The 13,747-nt window shown below is 58.2% G+C and carries 10 protein-coding genes; 6 read left to right on the plus strand and 4 right to left on the minus strand.

All coding sequences use genetic code 11. The annotated features are described in order from the left end of the window. Positions 1–83: 83 nt before the first annotated feature. Both AN476_RS16035 and AN476_RS16040 read right to left on the minus strand, forming a co-directional pair. Positions 84–3,899: an efflux RND transporter permease subunit gene (locus AN476_RS16035; protein ID WP_054462611.1), complete on the minus strand. Its 3,816-nt coding sequence runs from the start codon at positions 3,897–3,899 to the stop codon at positions 84–86. Next, complete coding sequence (locus tag AN476_RS16040; protein WP_054462612.1) at positions 3,896–5,149, minus strand: efflux RND transporter periplasmic adaptor subunit; 1,254 nt, start codon at positions 5,147–5,149, stop codon at positions 3,896–3,898. Before AN476_RS16040 ends, AN476_RS16035 begins: the two co-directional genes overlap by 4 nt. Positions 5,150–5,429: 280 nt before the next feature. On the opposite strand from AN476_RS16040, the gene AN476_RS16045 reads away from it, so the two are divergent. The 5 genes from AN476_RS16045 to AN476_RS16065 all read left to right on the plus strand — a co-directional run bounded on the left by AN476_RS16045 (position 5,430) and on the right by AN476_RS16065 (position 11,045). Then, a complete protein-coding gene (locus AN476_RS16045) occupies positions 5,430–6,101 on the plus strand; it encodes a hypothetical protein (protein WP_054462613.1) in 672 nt (223 codons plus the stop codon). Positions 6,102–6,154: 53 nt separating this feature from the next. After that, positions 6,155–7,477 (plus strand): PQQ-like beta-propeller repeat protein, encoded by a 1,323-nt coding sequence (locus AN476_RS16050; RefSeq protein WP_054462614.1) that lies wholly within the window; start codon positions 6,155–6,157, stop codon positions 7,475–7,477. 73 nt (positions 7,478–7,550) lie between these two features. Continuing rightward, positions 7,551–9,023 carry a ribosome biogenesis GTPase Der gene (gene der, locus AN476_RS16055; RefSeq protein WP_054462615.1) on the plus strand — a complete coding sequence of 491 codons (1,473 nt, stop codon included), beginning with the start codon at positions 7,551–7,553 and terminating at the stop codon, positions 9,021–9,023. Between the two features lie 252 nt (positions 9,024–9,275). Beyond that, on the plus strand, positions 9,276–10,229 hold the full coding sequence (locus tag AN476_RS16060; protein WP_054462651.1) for a fatty acid desaturase: 954 nt from the start codon (positions 9,276–9,278) through the stop codon (positions 10,227–10,229). Positions 10,230–10,298: 69 nt separating this feature from the next. Continuing rightward, a complete protein-coding gene (locus tag AN476_RS16065) occupies positions 10,299–11,045 on the plus strand; it encodes a helix-hairpin-helix domain-containing protein (protein ID WP_054462616.1) in 747 nt (248 codons plus the stop codon). 105 nt (positions 11,046–11,150) lie between these two features. Here AN476_RS16065 and serS read toward each other — a convergent pair whose 3' ends face one another. Continuing rightward, entirely contained in the window at positions 11,151–12,443 is a 1,293-nt protein-coding gene (serS, locus tag AN476_RS16070) for a serine--tRNA ligase (protein ID WP_054462617.1), read from the minus strand. A 385-nt stretch (positions 12,444–12,828) separates the two neighbouring features. After that, positions 12,829–13,212, minus strand: a complete 384-nt coding sequence (locus AN476_RS16080) for a hypothetical protein (protein WP_157063781.1) — start codon at positions 13,210–13,212, stop codon at positions 12,829–12,831. A 229-nt stretch (positions 13,213–13,441) separates the two neighbouring features. Here AN476_RS16080 and yajC point away from each other — a divergent pair, with 229 nt between their 5' ends. Next, the gene (gene yajC, locus AN476_RS16085; RefSeq protein WP_054462620.1) at positions 13,442–13,720 is read left to right on the plus strand and encodes a preprotein translocase subunit YajC; all 279 of its coding nucleotides are present in this window, start codon (positions 13,442–13,444) and stop codon (positions 13,718–13,720) included. The last annotated feature ends 27 nt before the right edge of the window (positions 13,721–13,747 follow it).

Below are 13,747 nucleotides of genomic sequence, written 5' to 3' on the forward strand. Positions count from 1 at the left end.
TGAAAAACGCTGCCAGATTGGATCTGGCAGCGTTTCGCTTATGTTTTGACAGGACGTGACCCCGGCAGCTTTGGTCCGAGGACCTACTCCGCTGCCCGCAGAGCACCAGCGCCCGGCTTTGCCAAAGCCTCTTCGGTGCCTGCCTCGGGTTTGGCGCTCGCTTGCGACCCCGACCCAATCAGATCATCCCAGAGGATCTCGCTGGTGGCGAGTTTTCGGGCCTTTTTGGCCAGGCGCATGTCCTTGGCAATCCGGCTGGAACGGCCACCGCTGATCCGGGCCAGCAGGCGTCCCATCCAGCTCATATAGGTGGAAAGCCACACACGGATGGCCAGCAGCGAGGGGGTCACCACCAGCGTCAGCACAGTAGCAATGCCCAGCCCAAAGACCACGGCCGTGGCCAGCTGCTTCCACCACAGTGCCGTTGGGCTGTCGATGGAATAGCCGCCATCAATGAAATCGAGGCTGATGCCGAACATCATTGGCGCAAGCCCCGCCATGGTGGTGACGGTGGTCAGCAACACCGGACGAATCCGCGCCTCGGCGGTGCGAATGATCGCCTCGATCCGGGGCATTTTTTGGCTGAACTCCTGATAGGTATCGATCAGAACAATATTGTTGTTCACCACAATCCCCGCCAGCGCCACAATCCCGGTGCCTGTCATGATAATCGAGAAGGGCTGCTGCATCACCATCATGCCGATCAGCACACCCGTGGTCGACAAAACCACGGCGAGCAACACCAGAACCGAATTGTAGAAGGAGTTGAACTGCGCCAGTAGGATCACGAACATCAAGGCCAAGGCCCCAGCAAAGGCCTTGGACAGGAAGGCGCCAGATTCGGCCTGTTCGTCCTGATCACCGGTCCATTCCCAGGTTACCCGGGGATCCAACGGATCTGTTTCCAGCCATTTGGTGATTTCGCCGATGCGTTCAGTGGCATTTACCGGCGCGATCTTAGCCCCGTCGGTCAGCGCTTCTTGCAGCGCTTGCGTGGTCTCAGCCTCAACCAGCTCATAGAGAGTGTATTCGGTGCCATTGGCATCGGTAACAATCTCACCCCTAGGGGTGAGCCCATCAGGAATGGCTTTGATCAGACCGAGGGTGACCAGAGCCTCGCCGTCGTCCTGTGGCACCAGGACACTGCTCAGCCCGGGTTCAACATCGGCTTTGACATCGTAATAGCGCTCCTGATCAACCCGGTTGATCTCGGCCAGTTTGGGCACGGGCTTACGGGAGATGAAGTTGGACAGGGGCACCAGCCCATCGGTGGTGCGGACCTTGAGCGTATCCAGCGTGGCCAGTACCCGGTCTTCATCGGGAAGGCGGACACGGATTTCGATCTCTTCGTCAGAGCTGTCAACACGCATGGTGTCCAGCAGGATGCCACGGGTCACCAGCTGCACCATCCCGCCAACCGTGGCGACATCTGCGCCGTAACGGCCAGCTTTTTCGACATCCACGTCGATCTGCCAGTCGATACCGGGCAGGGGCAGACTGTCTTCGGTGAGAGTCAGGCCGGGGGTGGCATCAAAGCGGGCACGGGCGGCCTGGGCCGAGGTGGTCAGCGCCTCCCAGTTGTCGCCGCGAACGCGCAGATGCAGGGGTTTGCCAGAGCCTGGCCCCTGTTCCAGCGCTTTGACCTCGACAGCGATGCCGGGGATCTTGGAGGTTTCCGCCGTCAGCTCATCCAGCACGGTATTGCCATCATAGAGCGTTGCTGTGACTTCGCGGGTGAGCAGACCAAAGAACCAGGTTTCGGTCTGCGTTGGACGATCCTCCCAGGGGATGATCTCGAACTGGACCTGACCAATGGTATCCGCGGGCGAGGAATCTGCCGAGGGCCCGCCGGTGCTCAAGCCACCTTCACCGGCAAAGGAGAAGGCATTGACAACGGCTGGATGCGCCATGATGACCTCTTCGGTCTGGCGCACCATCTCGTCTTTTTCGGCCAGGCTGATGTTGCCGCGGGCCCGGACATAGGCGGTGGCCTGTTCCGGCTCGGTTGAGACAAAGAATTCGACGCCATAGTTGTTTTCGCCAAAGGCCTTAAAGACCGTTGCAATGCCAAAGGCGACAACAAGCAGCGCCACGATGGGCATCACCGGGTTGCCGGTGATGAATTTGATTACATAGCCAAAGGCCGTGTGATGATACCCCGCCTCGACGCGGTGTTCGCGACGTTGGAATTTTGTCGCCCCCAGCGTGATGGAGGCCGCAAAGGCCGCCAGGATAAAGACCAGCCCGCCAAAGGCAGTCCCCAGGTTCGCCGAGGTGCCTTCGGGCAACAGATAGCCCGGGTTCAGCATCTGCATGGCACCGGCGAATATTCCCCACAGGGCAGGCGGCACCATGATGGCGCGCAGCCACCAGGGAAAGACCCGGCGCAGCCAACCAGAAGTGCCCTCAAACAGGCGACTCATGCGGCCGGACAGCCCACCCATGACGGGCAGATAGACCAGGGCAACCACCAGGGACGCCGACAGCACAAAGATCAATGTGACCGGCAGCATGCCCATGAACTCTCCCGGCACGCCGGGCCAGAACAGCATCGGCAAAAAGGCACAGAGCGTGGTCGCGGTGGAGGACACGATGGGCCAGAACATCCGCTGAGCGGCCTCGACATAGGCATGCATTGGGCCGGTGCCCTCTTTTATGCGCTTGTCGGCATATTCCACCACCACAATGGCGCCATCCACCAGCATCCCCACAGCCAGGATCAAGCCGAACATCACGATGTTGGAGATCGATACGCCCATCAGGGCGAGGAAGGCAAAACACAAAAGGAAGGAGGTTGGGATGGCAAAACCGACCAAAAGCGCCGCGCGACTGCCCAGCGAGGCCAGAACAACGATCATCACCAGAGCCACAGCGGTCAGAACCGAGCCCTCCAGCTGGCCAACCATGGAGCCGACAACCCGGCTTTGGTCGTTGGAGGTGCCAAGGGTCACGGTGGCTTTCAGTTCTTCCGGCCATTTGGTCTGGGCCTTGGCCAGCACCTCTTTCACCAAATCAACGGTATCGATCAGGTTGTAGCCCTTGCGCTTGACCACCTGCAGGGCAACGGTGTCTTCGCCTTCAAACCGGGCGGTGCCAATGCGATCTTCAAAGGTATAGTTGATCTCGGCCAGCTCACCCAGGGTGACGATCCGGTCGCCATTGGTTTTGATGGGCAATGCGTAGATGTCGTTTACATCATCAAAGGAGGAGGGGATTTTGACCGAAAAGGTGCCCTGTTCGGTTTCGACCTCACCCGCCGCAATCAGCTGGTTGTTGTTTTGCACCACATTGATCAGCTCAACGGCGGTGATGTTATAGGATTCCAGACGCAGGGGGTCGATGACAACCTCAACCATCTCATCGCGATTGCCGGCAATCCCGGCCTCCAGCACCGCATCCAGCGCTTCGATATCGTCCTGCAGGTCCTTGGCGATACGAGCCATGGTGCGTTCCGGCACGGCGCCTGTGAGATTGATAATGACGATGGGAAATTCCGAGAAGTTGATCTCGGTGATGCTGTATTGTTCAGCACCGCTGGGAAAATCCGCCTGCGCCGTGTTCATGGCGTCGCGCACATCCGCGATGGTGGCGCTCTTGTCCCAGCCAAAGTCGAACTCCAGCAGGATGCCCGCGTAGTTTTCCGCGGCGGTGGCGGTCATCTTGTCCAACCCGTCCAGGTCCACCATTTCGGTTTCCATCGGCTTGACCAGCAGGGATTCACTGTCCACCGCAGAAATGCCCGGGAATTCCACAGAGACAAAAAGCATCGGGATGTCGATATCGGGTTCACCTTCCTTGGGAAGGCTGGAATAGGCAAAGCCCCCCACCAGGATCGAGATCAGGATAAAGGCGATGACCATTCGGGCGCGTTCAGCCGCCCAGGAGACAATGCCGATCATTGGTTTGCCTCATTCTGATAGCTGGGCGCTACTGCGACGCCACTGGTGACAAAATCCTGCCCGGTGATGATGACGTCAGCCTGTTCCGGCAGCCCGTCCACCCAGATACCATCAACCTCGTCGCGCAACAGATCTACCGCAACAAAGCCAGCCGTCTGGTCCTCATTGACGATTCTGACGCCAAGCTGGCCATCCTTGTTCAGGGTGAGCGCGGACTGGGGCAGTTTGTGTGCGGTCGCCCCCGGCGCGGCAATGGCGATATCGGCGGTCTGGCCGTCACGGATGGCGAGGTCTGGATTGGCAACGGTGATTTCCACTTCAAAAGTCCGGGTCGCCTGATCAGCCGAGCGGCTGACAAAGCTCACCAGACCCTCAACCTGATCACCTGTCGCCAGTTCGGCCCGGGCAGGCGCGCCCAGGCTGACGCGGTTGACCTGGGTTTCCGGTACAAAGCCCACAACCTTTATGGTGTCGAGCTGAATGACGGTGGCGCAGGCATCACCGGGCAGAACCAGGCTCCCCAGTTCGGCGCTATCGCTTTCCAGCAACCCGTCAAAGGGCGCGAGAATGGTCAGGTGTTCAAGTTCCTTTTCCGCCGCCCCCACGGCCGCTAGGGCGGATTCGATACCAGCCTTGGCGGTTTCCAGCCCGCCTTTGGCGCTGGCGACGCCAGCAACGGCTGCGCGCTCTTCTGCCTTGGTGGCCGCCAAACGCGTCTCAGAGGCATAGCCGCCTTCTGAGAGTTTTTCGGCGGCAGTGAGATTGATCATGGCCTCACCCAGTTTTGCGTTGGCCTCATCCAGGCGCGCTTCTGAAACGGGGATGTTGGCGCGGGCTTCGATGAGCCGCGCCTTGGCTTCAAGCAGGGTGGCCGGGCGGGTGCCGGGATCAAGTCGACACAGTACATCGCCCTTGCTCACCTGAATTCCTTTGCGCAGTGGTTCTGAGATAACGGTGGAAGAGGTCTCGGCGCGCAGCGTCACCTGACGCACCGCCTGGGTCATGCCGCGCAGAACAACAGCGCGGTCAAATTCCTGTGCCTGGCTGTGTAGGGCAACCACACCAACGCGGTTTTCCGCCACAAGTGCGCCGCTCTCTAACGGAGCGGCTGAAGCAGATGCGGCCTCTGTGTCCTGGATTTCCTGGACCTCTTCACCACGGGCAAAGGCCAGCAGTGTCTCGCGGTCGATGACCAGGAAATACAGGCCAAGGGATACCAGAATGGCAGTTATCAGGGGGATCAGTTTCATCTCAGGCCTTTCAAATGCATTTTCGCTTGGTAAACGCAGGTGACCAAACACACCGGAGATCCCGCCAGATCTGAAGCGAATTGATAGTTGCGATCTAAGTATTGTCCATACTAAACGGAACAGTTCAGCTCGAAAATATTAGAAAAAAGTATAGGTTTCGCGAAATTTCCCCTGCAATGCAGCCCTTGGCTTGATGCAACAGGCAGGATATGAGGGGCAAAAGAGGAAAAACGTCACCCACTGCAAATCGGGCAGGGGTGGCACTTCAGGGGCAGATACCATGAGCGACACGGACAGCTTTATCGAAGAAGTCACGGAAGAGGTGCGCCGCGACCGTTTGTTTTTGATGCTGAAACGCTATGGCTGGATCGGCGGCCTGGCGGTTGTGCTGATCGTCGGCGGTGCGGCATTCAATGAATACAACAAATCCAAGCAACTCGCGGCCTCGCAAAAACTCGGGGACGAGATGATTGCGGCGCTGTCTTCGGATGATGACGCCGGACGTGCAGATGCGCTTGCGGCAATTTCCACCGAGACAGCGGGTGGCAGCGCCATTCTGGCCATGCTGCAGGCTGGTGCCTTGGCAGAGACCGACAAGCCAGAGGATGCGGTCGCGCGGCTTCAAGAGGTTGCGCTCAACGCTGAGCTGCCTTTGATCTATCGCCATATCGCCAGTTTCAAGGCTCTGGGGTTGCAACAGGACAGCCTGAGCATTGAAGAACGGCGCCTGCAGTTTGAGGCTCTGGCCCAGCCGGGGGCGCCGCTTTCGTTGCTGGCCTCAGAGCAGATGGCGCTGTTGGATGTTGAAGCGGGTGACGTGGATGCGGCAATTGACCGCCTGAAGGCAATTGTTGAGGATGCAGGCGTCACTGCGGACTTGAAAGAACGGGCAACGCAAGTGATTGTGGCCCTGGGGGGCAAGCTGGACGAGGCTGAGGTCTCTGAAGGTTAACAAAAATCGTAGGTTCAACTTGCGAAAACAGACAACGGGTACGAGGCAGGGTCATGATGGCAGCTAACTCCTTTTCTTTGGTACGGATCTTGCTGTGCAGCAGCGCCCTGGCGCTGGGTCTTTCTGCCTGCACCGAGCCGGAGGTGATTCTGCCGGGCAAGCGTGAAGCGATCCGCCCCGATGCAGAAATCGAGACGGCAAACCAATCTGCCGCCATTTCTCTGCCCGCGCAGGTGGCAAATGCGACCTGGGCGCAAAGCCACGGTAATCCTGCTCACCGGACGGCTCACCCGGCGCTGAGCAATGCACCCCGTTTGGCCTGGTCGGTGCCGATTGGCGCGGGTGACGGACGCAAACAGCGGATCAATACACGCCCGGTTGTGGCCGATGGGCGGATCTACACCCTGGACAGTTCCGCGCGGGTTTCCGCGGTCTCTCCCGCTGGGCAGCCCCTGTGGCACAGCAATATTCTGCCCGCACGCGATGATGAGGGCCAGGCGACTGGCGGCGGCATGGCCTATGCCGATGGGGTTCTCTATGTCTCCTCGGGCTATGGCGTGCTGACAGCCCTAGAGGGGACGACGGGCAAACAGCTCTGGCGTCAGGAATTGGAAGCCACCGGTTCCGGGGTTCCGACCATCCGCGATGGACTGCTGTATCTGGTTGCCGGCGATGATACGGCCTGGGCCATCCACACCAAAGATGGCCGAATTGCCTGGCAGATCGAAGGCACGCCAAGCGGCTCTAACGTATTGGGGGCCCCTGCGCCTGTTTTGACCAATGATTTGGTGATCTTTGCCTTTGGCTCTGGCGATCTGGTTGCGGCCTTCCGTCGGGGCGGGCTGCGGCGGTGGAGCGCCTCGGTTGCGGGACAGCGGGTTGGGTCCACCTTGGCGCGGATCAGCGATGTCACTGGCGAACCGGTGCTGGTTGGCAAGCGTGCCTATGTGGGCAACCACTCGGGTCGTACCGTGGCCTTTGACGCCACAAACGGAGATCGCATCTGGACTGCGCAGGAGGGGGCAATCGGTCCGGTTTGGCCTGCTGGAAACAGCCTGTTCCAGATCAGTGACCGGAACCAGCTGCTGCGGCTTGATGCCAGTAGCGGCGAAGTGATCTGGGCCGTCGATCTGCCGGGGTATCTGAAGGATAAGCCTGGCAAACGGGCAGCCGTTGTTGCCCATTACGGCCCGATTGTGACTGGTGGCCAGGTGCTCATTGCCTCGAATGATGGTCTGCTGCGCCTGTTTGATCCGCGCGATGGTAACCTGTCGCAGAGCATCGAAATCCCTGGCGGCGCCACTGCGGCACCGGTCGTGGCAGGCAATACTCTTTACGTGGTTTCGAGTAAGGGTAACCTGCTCGCCTTCCGCTAATGCGCAATCGGCTCTAGCCGTGGGCGCCGAGATGCGCTATTGGGCGCGTCTCAAACGCTGAAAGTTGGGTCCGATGTCTTTTACCCTCGCTATTGTGGGCCGTCCAAATGTGGGCAAGTCCACCCTATTCAATCGCCTTGTAGGCAAAAAGCTGGCGCTGGTTGATGACCAGCCCGGTGTGACGCGCGATTTGCGTGAAGGAGAGGCGCGCCTGGGCGATCTGCGCTTTACGGTGATTGACACTGCGGGCCTGGAGGATGCGACGGATAACTCGCTGGAAGGTCGGATGCGGCGTCTGACTGAGCGGGCGGTGGATATGGCAGATATCTGTCTGTTCATGATTGATGCCCGTACCGGCGTCACCCCTGTCGACGAAATGTTTGCGGAGATCCTCCGTCGCAAATCGGCCCATGTCATTCTGGCTGCCAATAAGGCCGAGGGCAATGCTGCAGAGGCCGGTGTGCTCGAGGCCTATGGCCTGGGCCTGGGTGAGCCGCTGCGCCTGTCTGGTGAGCATGGCGAAGGTATGCCGGATCTCTATTCTATTTTGTTGCCTTTGGCGGATAAATTTGAAGCCGAAGCGTTGGACCACTCTCCCGTTGTCGATCTGGAACTTGATGACGATGAGGACTGGGAAGAGGGTGACGAGATCCCCGCCGCTCCGGTCCCTACGCGTGACAAACCCCTGCAGGTGGCCGTTGTTGGACGCCCAAATGCGGGCAAATCTACCCTGATCAACAAGATTCTAGGCGAAGATCGCCTGTTGACCGGGCCGGAGGCGGGCATTACCCGCGATGCCATCTCGCTGCAGATTGACTGGTCCGGCACACCGATGCGGATTTTTGACACAGCGGGCATGCGCAAAAAGGCCAAGGTGCAGGAAAAGCTCGAGAAGCTGTCGGTTTCTGACGGGCTGCGGGCGGTGAAGTTCGCCGAAGTCGTGGTGATCCTGCTCGATGCCGAGATCCCGTTCGAACAGCAAGACCTGCGGATTGCCGATCTGGCCGAGCGCGAAGGCCGCGCCGTTGTGGTTGCTGTCAACAAATGGGATGTCGAAGATAACAAGCAGGAAAAACTGGCAGCGCTGAAAGAGAGCTTTGCGCGGCTCCTGCCTCAGCTACGGGGCGCGCCTCTGGTGACGGTTTCGGCCAAAACCGGCAAGGGGCTGGAACGTTTGCACGATGCCGTCATGCGCGCCTATGAGGTCTGGAACCGCCGCATTCCCACCGCGGCCCTGAACCGCTGGCTGACGGGGATGCTCGAGCAGCACCCGCCGCCCGCACCGCAGGGAAAACGGATCAAGCTGCGGTACATGACACAGGCAAAAACCCGCCCGCCTGGCTTTGTGGTGATGTGCTCGCACCCGGATAAGATCCCGGCAAGCTATACCCGCTATCTGGTCAACGGGCTGCGGCAGGATTTTGACATGCCTGGCACTCCGATCCGTCTGACCATGCGCGGACAGGGGGACAAAAACCCCTATAAGGGCAGGAAAAAGGCGCCGCCTTCCAAGCTGCGTAAACATCTGTCCGGGCGTCGTGACTAGACCGTGGCAGCTTGACGCTTTGAAATGAATAGTCCCCTTTGCCTGGCGCGGAGGGGATTTTTTTATAGCTTTCTGCAACGAAGTTCTGCCCTGGGTTGATTGAAATTCCCCAGAAGATCGCTAAGTTTCGATTAACAATGATCAATATGCGGCTTGGCTCCGGGGCATCCCGGTACTCTGGGCCTGAAACTTCCTTTTTATGGCCCTCCGGTTTTCAAGAGGGTGTTACAGAGCTCACTTAGGATGATTTTCATGGATCTAAGGCGCTATACCCGGCAATATGCCAAACAGGACAACCGGCTGGCTGCCTTAAGTTATTTCGGAACTTTTGCGGTTTATGTCCTGTCGCTGTCCCTGGCCATTACCCAGGCAGAGCACTGGTATGTCCTGCTTCCGGCAGGTGTGATTTTTGCCTTTGCCTCGGTGCGTCTTTATGTGTTGCAACATGATCTGGGCCATCACTCTTTGTTCGAAACGCGAACACAGAATGAGATTGCAGGCCATCTGGTTTCGCCTTTTACCTTTGCGCCTTTTGAAGTGATGAAGCAAAATCACAATCTGCATCATGCAAATATCGGCAATCTCGACCACCGCGAGACTGGTGAGATTCACACCATGACGCTCAAGGAATGGGCTCAGGCCGGGTTCTGGGACCGGCTGTACTATCGCCTGTACCGAAACCCGCTGATTTTGGTTCCGCTGGGTGCAGCCTTCACCTATTTCATTCGCTACCGCTGGCCGAAAAACAGCAGCCAGTTTGGCGCGCTTGGGGTGGTCCTTCATAACATTGCGATCCTCTGCCTGCTTTGGCTGTTGTATCGCATCACCGGGACACAGGGCGTTATGATCTGGCTCGGGTTTTCATTTTTGGGCGGTATGATTGGTGTGTTTCTGGTCTATCTGCAGCATAATTTTGAAGACACCTATTGGGACCGACGCCCCGATCTGCAACCGGCCGAGGCAGCGCTCCAGGGCTCGTCCTGTCTAGATTTTGGCTGGTTCTTTGACTTTGCCGTGGCCAATATTACCCTGCATGACATCCACCATTTTAATGCCCGCATCCCCAGCTATCGTCTGCGCCAGTGCCATTACAATCTGCCGCCAGATTTCGCCCTCAGACGAATTAAATTTGGTGAAGCTCTGAGCGCATTGTCGTTAAAGCTATGGGATGAAGACAAAAAGAAGCTCGTCCCCTTTCCTGTTTAGCGTTTCGCGTGCAATAATTTCCCGCATGGGATGACGCACAGCAGAAAAAGCCAGAGGAGTAGGGCGGGAATGACCGATATTATTGAACTGAATGGCGTGGGGCCAGCGCTGGCCAAGGTCCTCAAGGATCAGGGGCTGAGCACAGTAGAGGCTGTAACCGCTGCCTCTATGGAAGATCTGAAAGCAATACCCGGTATTGGTGCTGCCCGCGCCATGCGATTGAAGCAGGCGGTTGGTGGCCAAGGTTTAGGCCATGCAAAACCTGATTCAGTGCCTGCGGCACAGGCCGAGGAACCGCCCGCGAAATCTGGTGTGCCCGGGGGCACAAAGAAAAAGCTGCCGCAGAAATCAAAAGCTAAGTCTGTTGAAAAAGTGCTGCGGAGCAAGGCGGCTGATGTCGAAAAGACTGCTGTGTCAGAAGCGGAGGAAGCGCTCAGCACTGCCCTGGCTGCAGCAGAGGCCGCCCGTAAGGCGGCGGAGCAAAAGGCCGCCAAGGCCAAGGCCAAGGCGAAGAAGTCAGCACGTCAGGCAGAAGCTCTGATGGAAGAATTCGCCAAGGCCAAGGAAAAGGCACGCACCAAGGCCAAAAAGGTGAAAGCAGAGGCCCGCCGCGCGATTGAGCGCGAAAAGGCCAAGGCCAAGGCAATCCTGGAAGATCTTGCCCGGAAGTCTAGGGAGCTGGATCGAGAGAAGGAACGGGAGAAGGAACGGGAGAAGGAGAAGGGGAGGGAGAAGGAAAAGAAACCAAAATCGGCTGCAAAATCCGGCTCGAAACCCTCTGGTAAGAAGAAAGCCAAAGGGGCGTCCAAATCCTAGCTCGCTGGTTGGTGAACCTCAGCAAAACAACTGGCGGTGCCCTTTCTGGAGCACCGCCTGTTTGCATTTTGTCATTGCCAATGCCGACCTGGGCACGGGCCCGGGTTAGACCAGCTCGCCTTTGGCCGTGAGGGTCAATTTGTTTTTCAAATAGGGCGCCAGAACCTCGGGCAGTTTGACAGAGCCATCCGCCTGCTGGCCATTTTCCAGCACCGCAATCAGGCAGCGGCCAACCGCCAGGCCCGACCCATTCAAAGTATGCACGAACTCGGGCTTGGCCCCTTCCTCGGGGCGGAAGCGGGCATTCATGCGCCGCGCTTGGAAGGCTCCGGTGGTGGAGACCGAGGAGATCTCGCGGTAGGTGTTCTGACCGGGCAGCCAGGCTTCAATGTCAAAGGTGCGCCGCGCACCAAAGCCCATGTCGCCAGTGCAAAGCACGACAGTGCGATAGGGCACGCCCAGCTTTTCCAGGATACCTTCGGCACAGCGCAGCATACGCTTTTGCTCATCGTCGCTCTCATCCGGGTGGGTGATCGAGACCATCTCCACCTTTTCAAACTGGTGCTGACGCAGCATGCCAGAGGTGTCGCGCCCGGCAGAGCCTGCCTCGGAGCGGAAACACTGGGTATGGGCGGTCATGCGGATGGGCAGCTCAGCGGCCTCCAAAACGTCACCGGCAACGGAATAGGTCAGCGTGACCTCAGAGGTGGGCACAAGCCACCAGCCATTGGTGGTCTGATAGCTGTCATCACCGAATTTTGGCAGCTTATCTGTGCCATACATGGCTTCGTCACGGACCAGAACCGGGGTCTGCATCTCGGTGAGACCGTTTTCATCCACATGGGTGTCAACCATGAACTGCGCCAGGGCACGGTGAATGCGGGCCACGCCGCCTTTGAGGAAGACAAAGCGCGCGCCAGAGGTCTTGGCGGCCGTTTCAAAATCCATCGCCTGGGCGACGCCTGCGATCTCGAAATGCTCTTTGGCATCAAAATCCAGCTCGGCGGGGGTGCCCCAACGGTTCACCTCGACATTGTCGTTCTCGTCCGCGCCTTCAGGTACATCGTCGGCCGGCAAGTTGGCGATACGGGCCAGCATGTCGGTCTGCTTGGCGTCCAGCTCCTTGGCCTCGGTTTGCAGCGCGGCCACCTGGGCCTTTTTCTCGGCCACTTCAGCGCGCAGGCGTTCAAAGGTCTCGTTATCACCCTTGGCCTTGGCGGCACCAATTTCCTTGGCGGCCTTGTTCTGGGCGGCCTGCGCAGCCTCGGCCTCTTGGATCTTGGCACGGCGCGCTTCGTCCAGTGCCAAAATGTCCGAGGACACGCCCGCATCCCCACGCCGCGCCAAAGCGGCGTCAAAAGCAGCAGGATTTTCGCGGATTGCACGGATGTCATGCATGGTGTCGGCTCCTCGACGGTTTTTGAATCACTATTGAACCTATGCCGCAAGGGGTGGCAAAGCGAAAGAGGGCAGGGGCAAAAGCTGACAATTGTTGTAGGCAAGACCTGTTTGACAAGACAGGGGCCGGTCCCAGACCAGCCCGCGCCCGCGCCACCCGTCGAACCAAAGGTTTGCTTGCAGCAAAGGGGAGGGCGCTTCGCGCCCACCTAGGGTCAGTCGATGGACTTTTGCCAAGCTGCTTCGGCTTCTTCCTCTAGGCAATCCAGATGATCTTCATACAGAGCCACCAGAACGCTTTGTTCCTCATTCAGTCTTGCCCCCTGTTTCCGAGTACGCGAAAGGAACTCTAGATCATGGTTACTGGACGGCAAAAATGTCCAAGTCACGTCTGTGCCCATTTCACTTTGATGAGGGTAAAGGGCAGGGTGACCACTGCGCCTAGGGTTGCGGTCATGGCTGTGAGCCGGACAGGAGCAAAGCGTGCCTCTGTTTGCTTGATCGTGCTTTCTGGAACAAGAAACCAGATCAGCTCCCACAGCTGAAGCAAAAGCCCGAACACCAGAGTGACAAAAATCAAGAGCCAAAGAGTGACCCCTGCCGTAAAAGCGAGCCAAGGCCAGTCCTGTAGTCCCAGCTTTTCTCGCCATTTGAGAGGCTGCTCTTGTTTGGTCACTGCGACAAGAAAGATGGGGCAGATAACAAAGGCGATCAGGGCTAGGGCAATCATGCTCCAGAGTACATACGGCTCAAGCTCTATCTGCGTCATCAAATCAACCTATGAAAATATCGTGGTACAGTTCCACCCTCGGGGCTTGAGGTCAACCAAAGCTGGCCTTGCCATTGTCTAGGCCTCCTGGCACGGCTTTTCCTCAGCTTTTCAGCCCCTGAGCCCGTGCTTGCCTTGCAATGCTGGGGGGCAACGCATAGGTTCGCGGCAAATTCACGGTGCCTCGCCAAGAGGGCGCCGTATAGACAGAAGGAAGACCCCCTTGGATATGAACCAGATTGGCCAGTTTCTCCCGCTTATCCTGATCTTTGCGATCATGTATTTCCTGCTGATCCGTCCACAGCAGAAAAAGATGAAAGAGCACCAGAACATGGTCTCCAATGTGCGTCGTGGTGATCAGATCGTGACCCAGGGTGGCCTGATCGGCAAAATTGCCAAGGTCAAGGACGACAACGAAGTCGAAGTTGAACTGGCCGAAGGCGTCAAGGTGCGCGTGGTGAAATCCACCATCGCTCAGGTTCTGACCAAGACCGAACCGGCAGCTTAATAGCCCCCTTTAACAAACTGAAAAGGC

Source organism: Phaeobacter sp. 11ANDIMAR09 (assembly GCF_001294455.1).
Taxonomy (GTDB): domain Bacteria; phylum Pseudomonadota; class Alphaproteobacteria; order Rhodobacterales; family Rhodobacteraceae; genus Pseudophaeobacter.